The sequence below is a fragment of the Polaribacter septentrionalilitoris genome (assembly GCF_009832745.1).
GTDB classification, from domain to species: Bacteria; Bacteroidota; Bacteroidia; order Flavobacteriales; family Flavobacteriaceae; genus Polaribacter; species Polaribacter septentrionalilitoris.
Genome location: NZ_VRMJ01000005.1, coordinates 44,015 through 66,804, shown reverse-complemented (window position 1 = coordinate 66,804; position 22,790 = coordinate 44,015). Strand labels below are relative to the sequence as shown.

Annotated in this window: 18 protein-coding genes; 8 read left to right on the top strand and 10 right to left on the bottom strand. The window is 30.7% G+C overall.

Translation table 11 applies throughout. The features are described 5' to 3' along the window. Nucleotides 1-63: 63 nt before the first annotated feature. Nucleotides 64-600, top strand: coding sequence for a hypothetical protein (locus FP421_RS00775; protein WP_159946621.1), 537 nt, complete (start codon nucleotides 64-66; stop codon nucleotides 598-600). On the opposite strand, the gene FP421_RS00770 is transcribed toward FP421_RS00775, so the two are convergent. Together FP421_RS00770 and FP421_RS00765 are read right to left on the bottom strand one after the other, a co-directional pair. Further along, complete coding sequence (locus FP421_RS00770; RefSeq protein WP_159946619.1) at nucleotides 597-2,264, bottom strand: RluA family pseudouridine synthase; 1,668 nt, start codon at nucleotides 2,262-2,264, stop codon at nucleotides 597-599. The two genes, FP421_RS00775 and FP421_RS00770, sit on opposite strands and share 4 nt — an antisense overlap. A gap of 12 nt (nucleotides 2,265-2,276) precedes the next feature. Continuing rightward, on the bottom strand, nucleotides 2,277-3,239 hold the full coding sequence (locus FP421_RS00765) for an L-threonylcarbamoyladenylate synthase (protein ID WP_159946617.1): 963 nt from the start codon (nucleotides 3,237-3,239) through the stop codon (nucleotides 2,277-2,279). A gap of 168 nt (nucleotides 3,240-3,407) precedes the next feature. Here FP421_RS00765 and FP421_RS00760 point away from each other — a divergent pair, with 168 nt between their 5' ends. From FP421_RS00760 to dnaG, 5 genes are all read left to right on the top strand, one after another. Continuing rightward, nucleotides 3,408-3,764, top strand: coding sequence for a phage holin family protein (locus FP421_RS00760; RefSeq protein ID WP_159946615.1), 357 nt, complete (start codon nucleotides 3,408-3,410; stop codon nucleotides 3,762-3,764). Between the two features lie 87 nt (nucleotides 3,765-3,851). Beyond that, nucleotides 3,852-5,174, top strand: a complete 1,323-nt coding sequence (gene tig, locus FP421_RS00755) for a trigger factor (protein ID WP_159946613.1) — start codon at nucleotides 3,852-3,854, stop codon at nucleotides 5,172-5,174. 191 nt (nucleotides 5,175-5,365) lie between these two features. Beyond that, nucleotides 5,366-6,025: an ATP-dependent Clp endopeptidase proteolytic subunit ClpP gene (clpP, locus tag FP421_RS00750; RefSeq protein WP_159946611.1), complete on the top strand. Its 660-nt coding sequence runs from the start codon at nucleotides 5,366-5,368 to the stop codon at nucleotides 6,023-6,025. Nucleotides 6,026-6,100: 75 nt separating this feature from the next. Continuing rightward, nucleotides 6,101-7,339, top strand: a complete 1,239-nt coding sequence (clpX, locus tag FP421_RS00745) for an ATP-dependent Clp protease ATP-binding subunit ClpX (RefSeq protein ID WP_159946609.1) — start codon at nucleotides 6,101-6,103, stop codon at nucleotides 7,337-7,339. A 207-nt stretch (nucleotides 7,340-7,546) separates the two neighbouring features. Beyond that, nucleotides 7,547-9,556 (top strand): DNA primase, encoded by a 2,010-nt coding sequence (gene dnaG / locus FP421_RS00740; protein ID WP_159946607.1) that lies wholly within the window; start codon nucleotides 7,547-7,549, stop codon nucleotides 9,554-9,556. Nucleotides 9,557-9,872: 316 nt separating this feature from the next. Here the strand turns inward: dnaG and nadE are convergent, their stop codons facing one another. Then, nucleotides 9,873-10,661: an NAD(+) synthase gene (gene nadE / locus FP421_RS00735; RefSeq protein WP_159946605.1), complete on the bottom strand. Its 789-nt coding sequence runs from the start codon at nucleotides 10,659-10,661 to the stop codon at nucleotides 9,873-9,875. A 59-nt stretch (nucleotides 10,662-10,720) separates the two neighbouring features. On the opposite strand from nadE, the gene gldB reads away from it, so the two are divergent. Both gldB and gldC read left to right on the top strand, forming a co-directional pair. Continuing rightward, on the top strand, nucleotides 10,721-11,680 hold the full coding sequence (gene gldB, locus FP421_RS00730; RefSeq protein ID WP_159946603.1) for a gliding motility lipoprotein GldB: 960 nt from the start codon (nucleotides 10,721-10,723) through the stop codon (nucleotides 11,678-11,680). Next, nucleotides 11,680-12,015 (top strand): gliding motility protein GldC, encoded by a 336-nt coding sequence (gene gldC, locus FP421_RS00725; protein ID WP_159946601.1) that lies wholly within the window; start codon nucleotides 11,680-11,682, stop codon nucleotides 12,013-12,015. The genes gldB and gldC overlap by 1 nt, the downstream gene beginning before the upstream one ends. 372 nt (nucleotides 12,016-12,387) lie before the next feature. On the opposite strand, the gene FP421_RS00720 is transcribed toward gldC, so the two are convergent. The 7 genes from FP421_RS00720 to tamL form a co-directional block, all read right to left on the bottom strand. Continuing rightward, nucleotides 12,388-13,866 carry an OmpA family protein gene (locus FP421_RS00720; RefSeq protein WP_159946599.1) on the bottom strand — a complete coding sequence of 493 codons (1,479 nt, stop codon included), beginning with the start codon at nucleotides 13,864-13,866 and terminating at the stop codon, nucleotides 12,388-12,390. 69 nt (nucleotides 13,867-13,935) lie between these two features. Continuing rightward, on the bottom strand, nucleotides 13,936-15,060 hold the full coding sequence (gene folK, locus FP421_RS00715; protein WP_159946597.1) for a 2-amino-4-hydroxy-6-hydroxymethyldihydropteridine diphosphokinase: 1,125 nt from the start codon (nucleotides 15,058-15,060) through the stop codon (nucleotides 13,936-13,938). A gap of 79 nt (nucleotides 15,061-15,139) precedes the next feature. After that, entirely contained in the window at nucleotides 15,140-17,380 is a 2,241-nt protein-coding gene (locus FP421_RS00710) for a polyribonucleotide nucleotidyltransferase (protein ID WP_159946595.1), read from the bottom strand. A gap of 233 nt (nucleotides 17,381-17,613) precedes the next feature. Continuing rightward, nucleotides 17,614-17,883 carry a 30S ribosomal protein S15 gene (gene rpsO, locus FP421_RS00705; protein ID WP_159946593.1) on the bottom strand — a complete coding sequence of 90 codons (270 nt, stop codon included), beginning with the start codon at nucleotides 17,881-17,883 and terminating at the stop codon, nucleotides 17,614-17,616. A 151-nt stretch (nucleotides 17,884-18,034) separates the two neighbouring features. After that, nucleotides 18,035-18,907 carry an acetyl-CoA carboxylase, carboxyltransferase subunit beta gene (accD, locus tag FP421_RS00700; RefSeq protein WP_159946591.1) on the bottom strand — a complete coding sequence of 291 codons (873 nt, stop codon included), beginning with the start codon at nucleotides 18,905-18,907 and terminating at the stop codon, nucleotides 18,035-18,037. Nucleotides 18,908-19,071: 164 nt separating this feature from the next. Beyond that, on the bottom strand, nucleotides 19,072-20,139 hold the full coding sequence (gene fbaA, locus FP421_RS00695; RefSeq protein ID WP_159946589.1) for a class II fructose-bisphosphate aldolase: 1,068 nt from the start codon (nucleotides 20,137-20,139) through the stop codon (nucleotides 19,072-19,074). A 96-nt stretch (nucleotides 20,140-20,235) separates the two neighbouring features. Continuing rightward, nucleotides 20,236-22,737 (bottom strand): translocation and assembly module lipoprotein TamL, encoded by a 2,502-nt coding sequence (gene tamL, locus FP421_RS00690; RefSeq protein ID WP_159946587.1) that lies wholly within the window; start codon nucleotides 22,735-22,737, stop codon nucleotides 20,236-20,238. Nucleotides 22,738-22,790 lie beyond the last annotated feature (53 nt).

Below are 22,790 nucleotides of genomic sequence, written 5' to 3'. Positions count from 1 at the left end.
ATATTTATTATAACAAATACTTGGAATAGTTTTTGCTAAACAAGAAATAACCAAAATTATTTTATGAAAAAAGTATTACTATTCAGTACAATGCTCCTTTTGTCGGTCAAACTATATTCGCAAGAATCATTAGGTAGACCATTTTTTACAGGCTCTTCAAATTTAACTTTTGCGGTCAACGAACATTATACTTTAGATCCTGATGATGGAGAACCTTTTTTAATTCCCACTGCAATTTTTTTTAGATTAGGGTTTGGGTATGAGTTTAGAAGAAGAGTTGCCATTAGTGTTAATGGTGGTTTTGATTATCACTGGAATTACGCTGTTAGTGCCTTTCCAACCTATTTTAGTTTACGATTTAATATTACAGAAGATGATGATGATGCTTTTTTTACAGAGGTAAGCTATGGTAAAATGTGGCGCCCATCAGCAAATTATCCTGATGGAAATTATTATCGATTTGGATTGGGAACTCAAATTGCAGGATATGAAAGATGGAATACCATTGTAAGATTAGATTTTCACAGAAAAGGAATTATAGGTTTCGAAAACAATAGATTAGATAGTGTTTCTTTAGGAATCGGTTTTTCCTTTTTCTAAAAATCAGCAGGAATTGTAAAGCTCATTTTTTCTAAAGTTGATGGATGTAAAAACTCAATAAATTCTGCATGCAAATGCAATCTATCTGCTTTTTTCCCATACAAATCATCACCAATAATAGGAAGATTTAAGCCATTTTTATGCGCTGCATGAACTCGTAACTGATGTGTTCTACCAGTAATCGGATAAAAATGAACTCTAGTGGTATTTGCTGTTCTTTCTATAACTTCCCATAAAGTTTCTGCACGTTTTCCGTGTTCGTAACAAACCAATTGTCTGGGTCTGTCATCTAAATCTACTCTTAGCGGAAGTTCAATTTTACCTGAATTTTCTTTAATTATACCATCTAAAACTGCAACATATCGTTTTTTTACGGTTCTTTTGATAAACTGACTTTGTAAAACTTTATTGGCTTCTTTGGTTTTTGTAAGCAATAGAATTCCAGATGTAGACATGTCTAAACGATGCACAATTAAAGGACCAGTTGCTTCTGGGTATAGTTTTGAAATACGAGTGTAAACGGAGTCTTGAATGTTTTTTCCTGCTACTGTTAAAAATTCATGAGGTTTATGAATCACCAATAAAACATCATCTTCATAAACAACTTTGATTTCTTTTTCTAACGATGATTTTTCTAAGAGATTTTCATCCATTTCTACATTTTGCAACATATGACCCAAAATAGGTTTACATCTACTTTGACAAGCTGGATAAAAGTTTTTATGTTTTCGAACTTCAGAATTTGGTGATATTCCCCACCAAAATTCTGCCATACAAATTGGTTTTAAATCATTAGCAAATGCATATTGTAATAATTTTGGAGCAGCACATTCGCCAGAACCAGCAGGAGGAACTTCTTCTTTTTCATCAAAAATGGCTAATAAACTTTTAGTTTCTTTTTGCTGATTTAAAAAAGAGAAATTGGTGAATACAAATTTTTGTAATGCATTCGATTTTTCTTTCCGTAACTTTTTTAAGGCAATAATTTGATCTTCAAAAAGAAAGAATTCTTTTTCTTTTTTAGCAATTTTATCTTGATAATATTCTTGAAGCTCTTTAATATAAAACTGATTGTTAAAACTTTCTTGTTCTAATTTTTGACATAGATGAGAATAATCTTCATCAGAAAGTTCTGATTTAAGATGTTCTTTTTTGTGTTTTCGTTCTTTTTTATATCGTTTTAACTTTTTTCTTTCTTGAGCTAAATCTTTTTCTACATCACTTTTTAGTTGATTAAACTCTTCTTTTAATAAAATATATGTTTCATCATTTAGTAAAACAGAAAGTTGTTTGTTTATTTTATTAATTGCTTCTTCAGCTTTAAAAAAATAACTTCCTTTTTCTCTGATGTTAAATACAGGAGGTACAAATTTTTCAGGACAACTGTTATCTGCCAATTTACCAGAAAAAGCTGCTAAATAACCAAGTTCATTTTGTTGATTTTGCACTACTAAAACTCCAAACATTTTTCCAATTGCCATCTCATCAGTACTATTAGAAAATCCAAAATTATGTTTAAAATCTGTTTGAGTTTCTAAATATGCTTGCAGTTCTTGAGTTGCAATTTCAGCCAATATGTGAGGCTCATAATAAAAAGGGAATGTGAACTTTTTTGGGAGTTCAATTCTAGAAATGTCATTTTTATAGTGTTGAAAATGATTCAATATAGTTGGGCTTTATGAATCGCTAAACGTAGCACGTTGCAAACGATCATTAATTGATTTTCCTAAACCCTGTAAAGGAAAACGTTCTGCAATAATCACATCTAAATGTAAATGATCTAACTCGTGCATAGCATTGTATAAATTGGATGCTGCTTCTTGAAAAGAACTTTTTTTAGATAAAATTATTTCTGTTATAGAATCGTCATTAATAGAGGTGTGAAATACCAAAACACCTATTTTTTTTCCTTGATGTTTTTTTACTTCTTCAGTAATGTTATCCACCAAAAAAGTTTGTGTTTTAGGAGCATAATGTTTAGACAACATTCCAGGAGCATCAGGGCTTTCTTCTTTTTTGTTTTTGATAGAAATTTCACCCACAACATCCTCAATATCTTCTATAGCCAATGCGCCCAATCTATAAATAATGGGTTCATCATTTTCAAAACCAATAATGGTAGATTCAATTCCGTTTGAACAAGAACCACCATCTAAAACCATTTTAATGTCGTTTTTAAAATAATCTTCTACATGTTCTGGTTTTGTAGGACTAATACTTCCAAAAGGATTTGCACTTGGTGCTGCTAAAGGAAAAGGTAAATTTTTCAACAATTCTAAAGTTACAGGATGATTCGGAATTCTAACAGCAACAGTCTCTTTTCCTGCGGTAATTAAATCTGGGATTTTATTATTTTTTGGCAATACCAAAGTCATAGATCCAGGCCAAAAAGCCTCAGCTAATAATTTGGCTTTTGGAGGAATGTGAGTGACCACATTATTCAATGCATCAACTGATGGTAAGTGAACAATCAGCGGATTAAAAAAAGGACGCTTTTTAGTGGAAAAAATACAATTGATTGCTTTTTCACTAAAAATATTCCCAGCCAAACCATAAACAGTTTCTGTGGGTATTGCCACCAATTCTTCGTTGGTTAAAATATGAATGGCTTGTTGTATGTCCTTTGATATGATACTCATAATTTATGGTTGCAAAATTAAGGATTAAATCATAGTATTTAATAATGGAGTTAAAAATTTATAAATAGTATTAAGAAAATAACAAACTTGATGTTTTTCTGCCAAAAAAGCAGGTTATTTTATTTGGTATAGTTTTGGTAACTAGGATATTAAATTAAAACTAAACAAATGAAAACTTTTTTAAAAATCTTATTAACGGCTTTAGCGGTAATTGTTTTAGCTAATATTTTACCTGGTATATCAGTAGCAGGTTATGTTTCTGCAATTATAGTAGCAGTAGTAATTGCATTGTTAAATATGTTTATACGTCCACTTTTAATCTTTTTTACATTACCAGCAACTATTGTCACTTTTGGGTTGTTCTTATTTGTAATCAATGCTTGTATAATATTGTTAGCTGATAAATTAGTTGATGGATTTGCAGTTTCAGGATTTTGGCCGGCCTTGTTTTTCAGCATATTACTGTCAATTTTTAGGTCTGCTTTATTTTCTTTGCTAAAAGAAGATAAGAAATCATTAAAATAACTGAAATAGAAGTGTTTAAAGAGTTGCTAAATCAATAAAATTGATTAATTTTGCACTCGATTTTTTTAAGAACAAGAGAACAAAGAAATGAATATTACAAAAGAAAACATAGATGCGTTAAACGCAGTTGTAAAAGTTGATATCGTTGCTGATGACTATCAAGAAAAAGTAACAAAAGTATTAACAGATTATCGTAAAAAAGCAGATATTCCTGGTTTTAGAAAAGGGCATGTACCGATGGGAATGGTTAAAAAACAATATGGTAAATCTGTAATGATAGATGAGGTAAACAAGCTTTTACAAGATTCTTTAAATAAATTTATAACTGAAGAGAAGTTAGACATTTTAGGAAATCCGTTACCAAGAATTCAAGATAATTTTAACTGGGATGCAGATACTTTTTCTTTTGAGTTCGAATTAGGTTTAGCTCCAGAATTTGAAGTTGATTTGAATGGAAAGAATAAAGTAAAACAATATAATATTGTTGCAACTGATGAGTTGATTGATGAAGAAGTAAAGAATTTACAAACACGTTATGGTAAAATGTCTTCTTTAGATGAAGCTACAGAACATGCAAATGTTACAGGAACGTTTGTAAACGAAGCGCACGAAATCAACAAAAAATCTACTTTCTTAGTTAACGACTTAAAAGGAAAGAAAAACGAGAAGAAAGTTATTGGTGCTAAAGTTGGTGATGTAATTGAATTAGATACTAAGAAATTATTCGAAGACGATCATAAATTACAACACATCTTAGGTGTTTCTCATGATGTAATTCACGATTTAGATATTACTGTTACCTTAACTGTAGAAGAAATTACAAAAACAGAACCAGCAGATTTAGACAAAGAATTATTTGATAAATTATTTGCTGATGGAAGTGTATCTACTGTAACAGAATTAAGAGATAAAATTAAAGAAGATGCCGAAAAGCAATTTCAACAGCAAGGAGATCAACAATTATTAAATGCAGTTCAAGAGTATTTAATTGAGAATACGAAGTTTGATTTACCAGCAGAATTTTTACAAAAATGGTTGGCTACTGCAGGAGAAAAAGAATTATCTGCAGAAGAAGCTGCTGCTGAGTATGAAAAATCTGAAAAAGGTTTGCGTTATCAATTGATCGAAAGTAAGATTATGAAAGATAATGACATCAAATTAGAATATCAAGAATTGGTAGACTATGCAAAAGGATTTATCAGAACACAAATGGCACAGTTTGGTAATATGAATCCAGAAGAAAAAGAATTGGATGAGATTGCTGGTAGAATTTTACAAAATCAAGAAGAAGCTCAAAAATTACAATCTCAATTAATTAGTCAAAAATTATTGACGTTTTTTAAAGAGAACATGAAATTTAAAACAAAAGAAGTTTCTTACGAAGATTTTATTAAAGAAGTATACAAATAAAAATAACAGTCTCAGACTGTTTAATTATCTCACTCAGTCGTTAAAATATCATTTCGAGCGCAGTAGAGATATCTTATTAAATATAAAACCTGAATTATTTAATTCAGGTTTTTTTATCAAATAACTGTAACAAAATATTAACGTAATAGTTCTTATCTTTACAGTATTAAACCTAAAATAGAATCACAGAAATGGATTACGGAAAAGAGTTCGAAAAATACGCAACAAAACATCACGGAATAAGTAGTACTTCTTATACAAAAATAACAAGTAGTTTAACTCCATATATCATGGAAGAACGTCAGATGAACATCACTCAAATGGATGTTTTCTCTCGTTTAATGATGGATAGAATCATCTTTTTAGGAACAGGTATCAACGACCAAGTAGCTAATATTATTCAAGCGCAGTTGTTGTTTTTAGAAAGTGTAGATGCAAACAAAGACATTTCAATCTACATCAATTCTCCAGGAGGGGGAGTGTATGCTGGATTAGGAATTTATGATACCATGCAGTTTATAAAACCAGATGTAGCTACAATTTGTACAGGTATGGCAGCATCAATGGGAGCTGTTTTAATGTGTGCAGGGGAAGCTGGAAAGCGTTCTGCGTTACCACATTCTAGAATTATGATTCACCAACCTTTAGGTGGTGCTCAAGGACAAGCTTCTGATATCGAAATTACGGCAAGAGAAATCTTAAAGTTAAAAGATGAGTTGTATGCAATTATTGCAAACCATTCAGGGCAAACTATAGAAAAAGTACATAACGATTCTGATAGAGATTACTGGATGAAAGCAGAAGAAGCAAAAGCTTACGGAATGATTGATGAAGTTTTAGCAAGAAAGTAATAGTTGTTAGTTGTTGGTTTTTAGTTATTGGTTTCTTCCAATAATCATTAACTACCAACCAAAAACCAAATCAAAATGTCAAAAGAAGAAAACTTAGAATGTTCGTTTTGCGGACGAAAAAAAGCGGAAACCGATTTACTAATTGCAGGTATGGATGCACATATTTGCGATAAATGTATTGAGCAAGCTTACGGAATTGTAGAAGAAGAAATTTCTGATGCAAAATCAAATAGTTTATCTAAAGATTTAACGCTTAAGAAACCGCTTCAAATCAAAGACTTTTTAGATCAATACATTATTGGTCAGCATGAAACAAAAAGAGCCATGGCTGTTGCCGTTTACAATCACTATAAGAGATTGTTGCAAGACAAAAATGATGAAGATGATGTAGAAATCGAAAAGTCAAACATTGTTTTGGTTGGAGAAACAGGAACAGGTAAAACATTAGTAGCAAGAACAATTGCAAAAATGTTAAATGTACCTTTTTCTATTGTAGATGCAACTGTACTAACTCAAGCAGGTTATGTTGGTGAAGATGTAGAAAGTATTTTAAGCCGCTTATTACAAGCCGCAGATTACGATGTAGAAAAAGCAGAAAGAGGTATTGTTTTTATTGATGAGATAGATAAAATTGCCAGAAAAGGTGATAATCCATCCATCACCAGAGATGTTTCTGGAGAAGGAGTACAGCAAGCATTATTAAAACTTTTAGAAGGAGCAGTAGTAAATGTTGCACCAAAAGGAGGAAGAAAACATCCCGAGCAAAAGTTTATCGAAGTCAATACCAAAGATATTTTATTCATTGCAGGAGGCGCATTTTCAGGAATTGATAGAATTATCAGCAAACGTTTAAACAGACAAGCAGTTGGTTTTGGAGCTTCATTAGATGAAGATAAAATTGATGACGATAACTTATTGCAATACATTACACCTATAGATTTAAAGTCTTTTGGATTAATTCCAGAAATTATTGGTCGTTTACCAGTATTGAGTTATATGAATCCATTAGATGCAAAAACGTTACGTGCAATTTTAACAGAGCCAAAAAATTCAATTATCAAACAATATAAAAAATTGTTTGGTATGGATGAAGTTGATTTTACCATTGATGAAGAAGCACTGAATTATATTGTTGGAAAAGCGGTAGAATATAAACTAGGTGCAAGAGGTTTACGTTCTTTATGTGAAGCTATTTTTACAGATGCAATGTTTGATTTACCAAGTTCTGATCAAAAAGAATTTAATGTAACTAAAGAATATGCAGAAGCAAAATTAACGAATACAACACTAAAAAAGTTAAGAGCTGCGTCTTAATTTTATTATGGCGTTACCTTTCAGGTCAGGCTTTACACTATATCTTTTTTCAAAAAAAGAAAAAAGGATGTCGTTTCAATCCTTAACGCATATTGCTAACTTAAAAATGTAATGCATAAAAATAACTAAAAGAAATAAGGCTTTTTAATATTTAAAAACCCTTCAGGTTTTTAAAACCTGAAGGGTTTAAAATTTATAATTAAACTAATGATATCAAGAAGTACCATAGACCGTGTTTTCGAATCTGCAAGAGTAGAGGAGGTTGTTGGTGAATTTGTACAACTTAAAAAAGCAGGGAGCAACTTTAAAGGTTTAAGTCCGTTTACGGATGAAAAATCGCCATCTTTTATGGTATCTCCAGTAAAGCAAATATGGAAAGATTTCTCTACAGGAAAAGGAGGAAATGCTGTTTCATTCTTAATGGAACATGAACACTATACTTATCCTGAGGCTTTAAGATGGTTGGCTAAGAAATACAATATTGAAATTGAGGAAACTGAGCAAACTAACGAAGAAAAAGCTCAGATGAATGAAAGAGAAAGTATGTTTTTGGTGTCTAATTTTGCCAAAGAATATTTTCATGATGTAATGCTTAATACCAATAAAGGTAAAGCAATTGGTTTAAGTTATTTTAAAGAACGTGGTTTTAGAGAAGAAACCATTAAAAAGTTTGATTTAGGATATTGTATTGATGAGTGGGATAATTTCACAAAAGCAGCATTAGCAAAAGGCTATGATTTAAAATATTTAGCTTCTACAGGATTAACAATCGTTAAAGAAAATAAACAATTCGACCGCTTTAAAGGACGTGTAATGTTTCCAATACATTCGATGTCTGGTCGTGTTTTAGGTTTTGGAGGACGAATTTTAACCGCAGATAAAAAAGCAGCCAAATATTTAAATTCTCCAGAAAGTGATATTTACCACAAGAGTAAAATTCTCTATGGAATTTATCAAGCTAAAAAAGAAATTGCGAAACAGGACAATTGTTTTTTAGTTGAGGGTTATACAGATGTTATTTCTTTTCATCAATCCCGAATCGAGAATGTGGTGGCTTCTTCAGGTACAGCACTAACATCAGATCAGATTCGATTAATCAATCGCCTAACAAAAAATATTACAGTTTTATTTGATGGTGATGCAGCAGGAATTAGAGCATCTATTCGTGGAATTGATTTAATTCTTGAGCAAGGAATGAACGTAAAAGTAGTTCAGTTTCCTGATGGAGAAGACCCAGATAGTTTTGCAAAAGCAAACTCTGATGCTGAATTAGCAGCGTATTTAGAAAACTCAGCACAAGATTTTATCAACTTTAAAGTGTCATTGTTGTTAAAAGATTCAGATAATGATCCTATAAAAAAAGCAGGTGTAATACGTGATATTGTTACCAGTATCTCTAAAATACCAGATGGAATTCAGCGAGAGGTTTATGTGCAAGAGTGTGCGCGAATTATGGATATTTCAGAGCGAGTTTTATTTAGTGAGTTGGCTCAATTATTAAAAAAGGAAACAACTAAAAGAACTAAAATAACTCAAAATCCTATTATAGACCCAAACCAACCACCTCCAGAATATTTTGCTGAGCAAGAACAAGCTCAAATGGGATTGGTAAAGGGTGGTCAAACTAGTTCAAAAAAAATAGATCAATTGTCTATTTTAGAGAAAGAGATTATAAAACTTTTAGTTTTATACGGTAATGAAGAGGTTGAGTTTACAGAAGAAATATCAAACGTTGATGAAGACGGAAAAGAAACAATTGAAACTAGAAAGTATCAAAATAAAGTTTCTACAGAAATCTATTTGCATTTACAAGATGATGAAATAGAGTTTTCTAATGAAGTTTTTCAAAACATATATATAGAAATTATTCATCAGTTAAATCAAAATGATAAACTGAATATTAACGATTTTGTCAACCATAAAGATACAGATGTAGCCAATATTGTAACTTCTATTTTAATGGATAAAGAAAACCCAAATCGACAATTGAGTGATTGGGAAGGACAAAATATTTTTGTAACAAGTGATCTTGAAGTACTTGAAAAAGCGGTTAATGATGCTGTCTTTAATTTAAGACGAATTTTAATTGGTGAGAAGATAGATGAATTGATGAAGGAAGCCACACAAGACCAAGCAATAGCAATAGATTTAGAGGTTATTAAAAATTATACAAGCCTAAAAATGAGGCTGTTTGAGAAGCTAAATAGAGTGGTCTAATATTATTAAATTATAAAATCAGGTGTTTTCACCTAGTGTTTAATTTATCGATTAAATTTTTTTTTTATATATTGCAACCTCAAATGAAAAGAAAAATCCTCACCTATGAAAAAAACTTTACAATTATTAAAAATTTTCCAACTGTTCATTTTATTGCCTTTTGAAATTTCTAAAGGATCAAAGAAAAGAGCATATATGAAAATCAAAAAAATGATGGTAGCAGCGAATCTGCTATAAGTTCTAACCAAGAAAATAATACAAAAAAAACCCTAATTTCATGTAAAATTAGGGTTTTCTTGTATTAAAAGAATTAGTTTTACTTTAGTTCATTTGGTATTTCACAAACTGGTATTGGTAGCATCTTATGTTGATTAATAGCGTTTAATCTTGTGTAAATCTTGTAAACTTCTTGTTTTCTGCCTTCAAATTCATCAAGAGTTTTTCCTTTCTCTTGCATTTTCATAGCCCATTCTAATTCATCATAAGAAGCTCCAAGTTGATCTTCATCAGTTCTACTATCTCCAAATAAACCATCTGTTGGTTGAGCTTTCTGAATAGAATTTGGTACCCCTAAAAATGCTGCTAATTCATATACTTCAGATTTCATTAAATCTGCAATCGGACTCAAATCAACACCTCCATCACCATATTTAGTGTAAAATCCAACTCCAAAATCCTCTACTTTATTTCCAGTTCCTGCAACTAAAAAATTATTTATACCTGCTAAATAATACAAACTAGACATTCTTAGTCTAGCTCTAGTATTCGCTAAAGATAAATCTACTTTAGCTTTATCATCAATAGTAGGTACAGCAGTTTTAAAAGTTTCGAAGGTTGTTGTTAAATCAACTCGAACATCAGAAACATTTGTAAAACGTTCTTTAAGTTGTTTTATATGCTCTTCTGCTCTAGAAACCTGACTTTCTGCTTGGTGTATAGGCATTTCTACACATAAAGTTGGCAATCCAGTTTCAGCACATAATGTAGATGTTAAAGCCGAATCTATTCCGCCAGAAACACCAACAACAAAACCTTTTACTTTTGCATTTTCAGCATATTCTTTTAACCATTGTATGATGTGTTTTGCAACTTTTTCAGTATTCATTGATAAACTATTTTAGTAATTTTGTCGTTCTTAAATTGAGATACTAAGATACAAAGAATATGAGATTTTTTTTTACAGTAATCATAGTTTTATGCTTGTTTTTTTCTTGTTCTGATAAAAAATTAGACCATATTAATGTTTCTGATATAACTATAGATTATTCTATAAAAAGGTATGATCTAGATTTTTACTCTGCAAATAAAAAAACATTACCAAAAGTAAAAGCAAAATATCCCTATTTATTTCCCAAACAATTTTCAGATAGTTTAGCGATAGCAAAAATTAACGATAAAGATGAACAAGAGTTATTTACTGAAACTCAAAAAGTATTTCAGGATATTTCTAAATTAAAGAGTCAAATATCGTCATTATTTAAACATATAAAATATTATAATACAAATTTTAAAGCTCCAAATGTTATTACGATGTTAACTAATATCGATTATGATAGTCGAGTAATTTATGCAGATAGTTTATTGTTTATTTCGTTGGATGTTTACTTAGGTAAAGAACATAAATTCTATGCTGATTACCCAAAATACATTAAAGAAAATAATACTAAAGACAATATTATTGTTGATGTGGCACAATCAATCATAGAAACGCAATTTTTGCCAAATAGAGATCGAAGTTTCATTAATAAAATGATATATGAAGGAAAAAAAATGTTTGTATTAGACAAATATTTACCAAATATATCAGACAAATTAAAAATAGGATATCAAATTGATGAGCTAAATTGGGTGATTGAAAATGAAGAACAAGTATGGAAGTATTTTATTGAACGTAAATTACTGTTCAGTACAGATATAAAATTAAATAAACGATTTTTAGACAATGCCCCTTTTTCTAAATTTTATTTAGAAGCTGATAAAAACTCTCCAGGAAGAATTGGAGTTTGGATTGGTTGGCAAATTGTAAAATCTTATATGAAGCATAATGATGTATCTTTGCAAAAATTAATACAAATAAAACCCGAAGATTTATTCAAGAAATCTAAATATAAACCCAAAAAATAATGTCAGTAAAACACAATTCAGAAATAAAATTCAAAGTAGGTTTAGATGAAAATAAAGTGCCTGAAGAAATTTCTTGGACTGCAAAAGATGGAGGTATAGAAAATGAAGCTTCTAAGTCTATTATGATTTCTGTATGGGATCATAAAAAGAAAGATACGCTAAGAATGGATCTTTGGACTAAAGACATGCCCGTAGATGAAATGAAACAGTTTTATCATCAAACCCTAGTATCTATGGCAGATACATTTGAACGTGCTACAGATGATCAAAAAATGAGTGCTACTATGCGTGATTTTTGTGATTATTTTGCAGAAAAATTAGAGCTAAAAAAATAATATTTTTAAAATTTAATACTAAAAAATCCTTCTAAATTTAGAAGGATTTTTTATTTCTATTAATTAGCTTGTATTAAATTTAAAACCAACTGCTTATTGAAACTTTTACTTTGGCAAATCTTGTTTTTACTTAAATGTTACAATTTTAAGCTAAATATGAATTTTATGAACTAAACTATTTATTTCTCAAGATACTTTTAAAAATAGATATTCTCTCAGGTAGTGATGCTATTAAATAATAATTATTTTTTTGAATAGTATATTTCGTTAATTTAGAATATATAAGGACTAAGTTAAGTTCCATTTATTTACAATAAGAAAAGAGCTGCCAAATTTTGGCAGCTCTTTTAATATGTAGATTTAATTTATGTATTAATCTAATGAACCAACTGGTTTAATTTCTACCCTTCTGTTTAACTGTCTACCACCTGCATTATCATTAGAGAACTTAGGTCTAGATTCACCATAACCTTTAGATTCAAGTCTAGAGTTTGATATTCCTTGTTTGATCATGTATTTTCTTACACTAGCAGCTCTTCTTTGAGATAAGTACAAGTTGTATCTGTCACTATTTCTATTATCTGTATGTCCTTCAATAACAAATTTCACATCAGGTACTTGCTTCATTAAGTTGATAATCTTATCAATTGTTGCAAAAGAGATAGATTTAATTCTATCACTATTTGTGTCAAAGTAAATACTTGCAGCTAATAATCCAATTTGCTGAGTAACATTAGTAGGACCAGCTGTATCTTTTTTAGGACAACCTTTGTTTTCTATTACACCAGGTGTATTAGGACACAAGTCTTCCCCATCCATGATGCCATCTCCATCAGCATCTGTGTTTAACGGACAACCTTGATTTGATATTGGTCCGTATTTTAAAGGACATTTATCTTTATAATCTGGTAGACCATCTTTATCAGAATCTACAGCTTTACCATTACCATATACCATTACACCAGCAGGTGTATTTGGTTCAATATCTAATTGATCCATTACACCATCGTTATCTGTATCAACAATTTTAAATTGATCTGTACCTCCATTTTCATCACCCCAAATGGTAAATACTTTTTTCTTACCTAATTTAACAGCAACACCTATACTAGAAACAAAGAATGTTTCCCAATCTTGCTTGTTAGAAATAGCCCCGTCTAAATGATCTTCATAGTTGAAATACATTCCAGTTCTAAACTCTAAGTCAACACGTTTGTTTAATCTTCTTTTTAAACCAAATTGCCCAGATAAATAAATAGAACTTGCATAACTAACACTATTTCTTGCAGGGTTGTTACCAAAATCTACTAATACTCTGTCTGGTGCACCATCAATTCTTTCTGATAGCTTTGTGTCATATTGATGCCAACCAACACCAAAGTAACCAGCAGCATGCCATTTACTAGCAGTGGTTTGATATAAGTTAGTAAAACTAAATATCAAATTGATTTCCCCACCAAAAGCAACACCTTCAAAGTAAGAATTGTCTTGAATTAAACCTGCATCATCTTTGGTGTATAAAATTTCATAGCCTGAAGTTGTAGAAAAGTACTGAGCTCCCCCCGATATTTTAGAATAGCTAGCTTTAAACTCTATACCTAATAAAGGATTAAACATTTTATCAACGTAGGCAAAGGCTCCAAAGTTTAGATAATTGGTATCATCACCAGTACCAATAGAACGTAAATCTCCATGCATTATAAAATTGCTAAATCCACCACCAACAGCCCAACTATTGCTGTTTTCTAAATCGATTCTATTTCCGTATGTAATTTCGTCTGTAGTAAATTGACTGAAAGATTTAGCAACAAGAAATGTGCTAAATAATATTAGTAAAAAAATTCTCCTCATTTTTTTAAGTATAATTTTCTGTTTGAAACAATTGGGGGAATTATTTCCCGCAAAAGTATCATTTTTTTTTTAAAAATGCTTTATTTTATTTAGAATGTAATTGTAATCATTGTAATTATTAACAAAATCTAATTTTGAGACATCTATAATTATTGAATTCAGATTTTTTTCTGTGTTAATAAAGTTTTTATATCCATTATGAATCTTTTTGAGGTACGATGCTTCAATACTTTGTTCATAATTTCTGCCTCTTTTTTTAATATTTTCTAATAACCGATCTGTATTTTGATATAAATAAATGTATAAATCTGGTTTTGTAATTTCTTTATACATAATATCAAACATTTTTCTATATAGCTTATATTCATCTTTTTGTAGAGTGATTTGAGCAAATATTAACGATTTAAAGATATAATAATCTGATACAATAAAGTTCTTAAATAAGTCAAACTGTGCCAAATCATCGGTTAGTTGTTGATATCTGTCTGCCAAGAAACTCATCTCTAAAGGAAAAGCAAACCGTTCTTGATCTTTGTAGAATTTTGGTAAAAAAGGATTGTCTGCAAATCTTTCTAGTACCAATTTAGCATTAAAATCATCAGAAATCATATTAGCTAATGATGTTTTTCCTGCACCAATATTACCTTCTATAGCGATATAATTGTACTTTTCTGATAGATGAACAGGTCTTGTTAATTTTTCATCAATAATTGTAATTTTTGAATTATCATCACAACTTTTGGCGCATATAAAAATCTGTTGTTTTGTTACTGGGTGAATTACGGATGGTGCAATTTCCGCTAGTGGAATTATCACAAATTTGCGTTGAAGCATTTTAGGATGAGGTACTGTTAACGTTTTAGAAATGATAATTTCATCATCAAATAATAGAATGTCAATATCAATGTTTCTGTTTTGATAACCCAGCTTTGAAGAACGAACCCTTCCCAATTCATTCTCAATTTCTAAAAGAGATTTTATTAAGATTTCTGATGCTAGGTAGGTGGTGACTTTAATACAAATATTATAAAAATCATTTCCACTAAAACCCCAAGATGGTGTTTTGTATATAGAAGAAATACTTTGAATTGCTCCAACTTTATGATCTATTTCGTTGATAGCATTTTGTAGATTTTCTAGTTTGTTTCCTTGATTGGTTCCTAGAGATAGATAAGTTATTTTTTGAATCTTCATTAAGTTTCACAAAGAAACAAAAAAGCATAAAAAAATCGCCAATTAATATTGGCGATTTTCATATCAATTTAAAAAGAAATTAATCTTCTTTTCTATCTTGTCTAGGTCTACGATCATCACGTCTGTTATCACGTCCACGATTATCTCTACCTCTGTTGTCTCTTCCACGATTGTTATCTCTTGGAGGTCTTGGAGTCCAACCTTCTGGTTTTTCTAACAATGCCTTTCTAGAAACTTTTTCTTTACGTGTTTTAGGATCTATACCAAAGTATTTTACATCTAAAACATCACCTAGTTTCACTACGTCAGAAACATTGTCTGTACGTTCCCAAGCCAATTCGCTAACGTGTAATAAAACTTCATTTCCTGGAGCTTCTGTGTATTCTACAACCGCACCAAAATCTAACATTTTAATTACTTTTACTTCGTAAACAGAACCTTTTTCTGGTTTGAATAACATTGATTCAATTTTAGCAATCACAGCATCCATTCCTGCTGGTTTTGTGCCTAAAATTTCAATGATACCTTCTTCAGTTACTGGGTCTTCTGTAATTACAATAGTAGTTTCTGTTTCTTTTTGTAATTCTTGAATGTGTTTTCCACCTGGACCAATAAATGCACCAATTAAATCGTTAGGGATTCTTCTGGTAATCATTTTAGGAGCATGAGCTTTTACATCATTATTTGGAGTTTCTATAGTATCAGTTAATTTACCTAAAATATGTAAACGACCATCTCTTGCTTGTTTTAATGCGTTTACTAAAATCTCGTAACTTAATCCTTTGATTTTAATATCCATTTGGCAAGCAGTAATACCATCTGCAGTTCCAGTCACTTTAAAGTCCATATCACCTAAGTGATCTTCATCACCTAAAATATCAGATAAAACTGCGTAGTTTTCACCATCAGAAATTAATCCCATAGCAATACCAGAAACAGGTTTCTTTAATTGTACACCAGCATCCATTAATGCCATTGTTCCAGAACAAACAGTTGCCATAGAAGAAGAACCATTAGATTCTAAAACTTCACTTACCACTCTTACTGTATAAGGGCAATCAGCAGGAATCATTCCTTTTAATGCTCTTTGCGCTAAATTACCATGACCAACTTCTCTTCTAGACGTTCCTCTAATTGGACGTGCTTCTCCAGTTGAAAAAGGAGGGAAGTTATAGTGTAAATAGAATGTTTCTTCACCTTCAAAAGATGGCATATCTATTTGGTTTGCTTCTCTAGAAGTTCCTAAAGTTACAGTTGCCAATGCTTGCGTTTCACCTCTTGTAAAAATTGATGAACCATGAGTAGATGGTAAATAATCTACCTCACACCAAATTGGTCTAATATCTGTAGTTTTACGACCGTCTAAACGTAAACCTTCTTTTAAAGTTAAATCACGAATTGCAGTTTTTTGCGCTTTTGCAACGTATTTTCCAATAAGTTTACCAAATTTAGCTTGCTCTTCTTCAGAGAAAGAGTTGACAACTTCTTCTTTAATTTCGCTAAATGCAGCACTTCTTTCATGCTTTGCAGAACCTGCTTTTGCAATTGCATACGTTTTATCGTATACTAATTCTTTAATTTTAGCTTCTAATTCTTCATTTTCAATTGCTGGTTCGTATTCACGAACTTCTTTCTTTCCGAAAGCTTCTGCTAAAGCAACTTGAGCAGCACATTGTACTTTAATTGCTTCGTGTGCCACTTTAATAGCTTCTGCCATTTCTTCTTCAGAGCACTCATCCATTTCACCTTCTACCATCATTACTGAATCTGCAGAAGCACCAACCATCATGTCAATGTCAGCTTCCTCTAATTGAGCTCTTGTTGGGTTGATTACGAATTCACCATTTACTCTTGCTACTCTTACTTCAGAGATAGGGCATTCGAATGGTAAATCTGATAACTGAATAGCAGCAGAAGCCGCTAAACCAGCCATTGCATCTGGCATAACATCATCATCATGAGACATCATCTGAATCATAACCTGAGTTTCTGAGTGGTAATCTTTTGGGAATAATGGACGTAAAACACGGTCTACTAAACGCATTGTTAATACTTCTCCATCACTTGGTCTTGCTTCTCTTTTAAAGAAACCTCCAGGATAACGTCCTGCAGCAGCAAATTTTTCTCTGTAATCTACAGTTAATGGTAAAAAATCTACATCTGCTTGATGATAGTTTGATACCACTGTACACAATAACATACATTTACCTGATTGAACAACAACTGAACCGTGCGCTTGTTTTGCTAATTTACCGGTTTCTAATGAGATGGTTCTTCCATCTCCAAGGTCAATGACCTCTCTAAATACTTTTGGAATCATAAAATTTTAATTCTAAATTTTTAATTTGTTTGTTGTTGTGTTGTAGTTGTTGTGTGTTTTTCCAATGGAAATTCAAAAGGATTGTTAGTTCTTTTGATTTTTTTTCTTGCTTTAACAAGAATGAGAGTTAATTGATATTAACTTTTATTTTGATTCTGTTTGTTAGGCAGAATTAAATACTTTGTAAAAATAAAAAAGAGGCACGTTTATAGAGCCTCTTTTTTAAATGAGAATTATTTTCTAATTCCTAATTCTTTAATAATTGCACGGTATCTAGCAATATCTGTTTTCTTTAAATAGTCTAATAAACTTCTACGTTTACCTACCATTCTTACTAACGAACGCTCTGTGTTAAAATCTTTACGATTTTGTTTTAAGTGTCCTGTTAGGTGATTGATTCTGTGTGTGAATAACGCAATTTGTCCTTCTGAAGAACCAGTATCATTCTTTCCTTTACCGTGTTTTTCGAAGATTCCTTCTTTAATTTCTTTTGTTAAGTACATGCCAATATTATTTAAATGATTTTTATGTATATCAATGATGTTTTCATTGAAGCTGCAAATATATGATTATTTTTTATAACCTAAAGATGTAATCTCTTTCTTTTTAGAAAGTTATTGAAATAAAAAAGCCAGCAATTGCTAGCTTTTTTTATTATGATACTGCTTCCTTTTTTCTGACAGGAATATTTTGAATCAAATCAATATATAAATTGACTTGCTTTTTTAAATCTTTACGCTCGTAGATAGCGTCTAAGAAGCCATGCTCTAATACAAATTCAGATTTTTGGAATCCTTCTGGTAATTCTTTTCCAGTAGTGTCTTTTACAACTCTTGGTCCTGCAAACGCAATTAGTGCATTTGGTTCAGCAATATTAATGTCACCTAACATGGCATAAGAAGCTGTTGTACCACCTGTTGTTGGATCTGTACATAAAGAAATGTATGGAATTTTAGCATCTGCTAATTGAGCTAACTTTGCTGATGTTTTTACTAATTGCATTAAAGAAAGCGAAGCTTCCATCATTCTTGCACCACCAGATTTTGAAATCATTAAAAAAGGAATTTTATTCTCTATTGAATAATTGATTGCTCTCGCAATTTTTTCTCCTACTACAGATCCCATAGAACCACCAATAAAAGAAAAATCCATAGCAGCAATTACCAAGTCTTTCCCTAAAGATTTACCAACTGCAGTTCTAACTGCATCTTTTAGTTTTGTCTTTTCTTGTGCTGCTTTTAATCTATCAGGATATTTTTTTGTGTCTACAAACTTTAAAGGGTCTTTAGAAGTTAATTTCTCATTTAATTCAGTGAATTTATTTTCGTCAAAAAATAATTCGAAATAATGTTTACTTCCAATTCTTACGTGGTATCCATCTTCTGGACTTACATATAGGTTTCTTTTTAATTCTTCTGTGTCTATGATTTTTCCGCTAGGAGTCTTATACCATAAACCTTTAGGGGTGTCTTTTTTATCTTCTGTAGAGGTCTGAATACCTTTATCTGTTCTTTTAAACCAAGCCATAGTTGTTGTTATGTTTTTTAGGTTGATTTCTTTTTTTGAGAAAGAAATAGAAATACAAATGTAAAAGATTTTTTGTTAAACTGTTCTTTTGAGTAAAGTAATGTCATAAAAAAAGCACTTTGATAAAAATCAAAATGCTTTTAAATTTATAAAAATGATAGAGACTATAACGTATCTACATTGTTTAAGTCAGAAAATGCTTGTTTTAAACGCTCTTTAAATGTTTCTTCACCTAAACGTAACCATTTTCTTGGGTCGTAATATTTTTTATTTGGTTGATCAGAGCCTTCAGGATTACCAATTTGAGTTGCTAAGTAATCAGCTTTACCTTGCATATAATCACGAATTCCTTCTGTAAATGCAAATTGTAAATCTGTATCAATGTTCATTTTTATAACACCATAACCAATAGATTCTCTAATTTCTTCTAAAGTTGAACCAGATCCTCCATGAAAAACAAAATCGATTGTGTTATGAGGTACATTGTACTTTTTAGAAATGTATTCTTGAGAGTTTTTCAAGATTTTTGGAGTCAATTTAACGTTACCTGGTTTGTAAACACCATGAACATTACCAAAAGCTGCTGCAATTGTAAATTGAGGTGAAACTTTTAATAACTCTTCGTAAGCATAAGCAACCTCTTCTGGTTGTGTGTATAATTTAGAAGCATCAACATCAGAATTATCAACACCGTCTTCTTCTCCACCAGTAATACCTAATTCAATTTCTAAAGTCATACCCATTTTGCTCATACGAGCTAAGTATTCTTTACAAATTTCGATATTTTCTTCGATAGGTTCTTCAGATAAATCAATCATGTGAGAACTATATAGAGGTTTCCCAGTTTCTGCAAAATGTTTTTCTGATGCATCTAATAAGCCATCAATCCAAGGTAATAATTTCTTAGCACAATGATCTGTATGTAAAATTACAGGAACTCCGTAAGCTACAGCTAATTCATGAATGTGTTTTGCGCCAGCAATACCACCAGCGATAGCGGCTTTTTGACCATCGTTTGATAAACCTTTACCTGCGTTAAATTGTGCGCCACCATTTGAGAATTGAATAATTACAGGAGCGTTTAAATCTCTTGCAGTTTCTAAAACTCCATTAATTGTATTAGAACCTGTAACGTTTACAGCTGGTAATGCAAATCCTTTTTCTTTAGCAAGGTTAAAAATTTCTTGAACTTCTTTACCTGTTGCTACACCTGGTTTTATATTATGACTCATTTTTAGTGTTTTATCATTAATTTATCATCAAAAGTACTAAAAATAAGGGTGATTCTTTATATAAAATAACGAAAACGTTATAGACTTTTCGTAGTTTTAGAAGGGGTAGTTGATACCAATATTGTAAACGGCACTACTTAAATTAAAATTTTGTAGCCATTTGTTTCCGTTCAAATAAGGTTCGTATGTTTTAAAACCAACATCTAAACGAAGAATTAAAAAACTAAAGTCTAATCTAGCTCCAAATCCGGAACCTATAGCGATATCTTTTAATGATGAAAAGTTGTTGAAACGAGCATCTGAATCTTCAAATTCAGTATTAGAGATGTCCCAAATATTTCCAGCATCAACAAAAAGCGCTCCTTTTAATTTCCCAAAAACAGGAAAACGGTATTCTGCACTGGTTAAAAATTTTAAACTACCAATATTAAATTCTAGACCTGTATTTCTGCTACCTGGTCCTAGCTCATAAGTTTGCCACGCTCTGATATCGTTTGAACCTCCTGCAAAGTAACTTTTTGTAAAAGGAATATCTGAATTGTCGTAAGGAATAATAGCTCCTAAAAAAGTTCGAAACCCAAATACAGAACTTAAGCCAACATCCCAAAACTTCTTATATTCTATATCTGTTTTAAAATATTGAGCTAAAGGAATATCTGCAAAGGTTTTTTTACCATTAGCATTCTTTTTATTGGATATTAAGCCTAAAATATTTCCAGAATTTGCGAAACGAATCCTAAAAAAAGAAAAGTTATTGTCTTTAAAGTTGGCTTGGTTATTGTAAGTAAAAGTGTAGGCTAAAGTTGGAATTAAAAAATCTGATGTAATAATATTATATCGATTTAAGATATTAAGAGCTGTGTTGTATTCTTCTGGATTACTTGTTCTAAAAGTGCTATTTCCTGCTAAATTATTCATGAAATTTAATGCATTACTAACTTGGTTTTCCAAGTTATTAGAAAGAGGTGAAAAGTTAGAGCCAGTAGTATTGTCGTAGGTAGTTGCTATAGATTGGAGATTTGAAAATTCTGAATTATAAATGTTAAAGTAACTTCCAATATTCAGATTTTTAATGTATTGTGTATTAAAAACTTCTAACTGAATTGTTTTTTTTGAGTTAAATTGCCATCTATAATCAGATAAAAAAGTAAAAGTTTGTCTGTCTAAACCAATATTTTTCTGAAAACTAGTACCTACTGAAAATAGTGTTCTTGGAGACATTTCTTTGGGTACAAGCTTACCTAATCCAAAAGGTGCTACAAATCTTGGTATTTCTAAAGAGGCATCTGCACCAATTTCCCAACCAGGACCATTATTTGAGTTAAAGTATGAACCTAAAAAAGATAATTTTAACAACTCTGTACCTCTAAATGTATTTCTATTGGTAATGGAAAATTTTGCTGATGTACCTATTTCTCTAATGTTTGAGTGGGTAAGCTCTGTTTCTAAACCTAATGTGTATTTTTCTATTGGAGCTAGCTTTACACGCATTTCTAATTCATTGTCTGTTCCTGAAATTGGTATAATTTCTATATTGGTAGATTTAAAATTTTTGAGTCCTTTTAAATGATTTCTAGTTAAGTTTCTTAAAGTATCTTTATATACTTCATTAGGTTTTAAAAAGATTGATTGTGATAAATATTTAGGGTTGTACTTCACTTTATCATAAGCTAAAAAGTTTATTCCGTTATAATGTAGAGAATCTGTAATAGTTTCATTTCTTTTAATAAAAGAATAATCTGTAATGATGTTTACTTTAGAGATTTTATGAACTTTAAAAGGAACAGGAACATAATTCCCTCCTTGTTCAATCAATCTATTTGCTGAAATTACAAAATTAACATTGGTTTTGTAATCTGCTCTAGTTGAGTCTACATAAAAACCTAAAGCAGATTCTGTAAAGTTGTAAATACCTTTATTTCTAAAAAGTTTTACCACTCTACTGGCTTCATCTCTAAAGGTTTGGTCATTGTATTGATCACCACTTTTCAATAAAGAAGTTGACTCTGAATTATTATAAATAGTATCTAAAACTTTCGATTTAATATTTAGCTTTATAGTATCTAAAAGTGTGGCTTTTCCTTTGGTTATATGGTACTCTACAGTAGCTTTTTTATCATCATATAGATTAACAACAGTATCTACTTTAGATTTAAAATAACCTTTAGTTTTATAGTATGCCCAGAGATTATCTGCAGTCTGTTTTACCTTTCTTTGGTTAATGATTTCAGGTGCTTCATAATTTAAAAACCAATTGTTTAAACCAATAAAAGAATTGGCATAAGCAATGCTTTGTTTTTCAGAAAAAATGCTTTTGATAAAGTTGTAAGACCTGGAATTTTTTTTCCCCCATTCGCTCGGAGTCTTAGGTTTATCATGATTACCAAAGTTATGTACGTATAAACCAAAAGGTAGATCTAAAAAACGAGCATTGGGTTTTTGAAGAATATATTTCTGTAATTCACTACTTTTATCTCTTACACTGTCTACAAAAATATAGTTTTGTGTAAGCATGTGTTCATCCTCAGTAACATGCTTTGTGGAGTTACATGAAGCTAGTATTAGAGAGACAAAAAAATAAAAAGTAAGTTTTTTCATTAATTTAGCAATGCTATCAATTTCAAAAATAGTATTTTTCAACGGTTTATTTC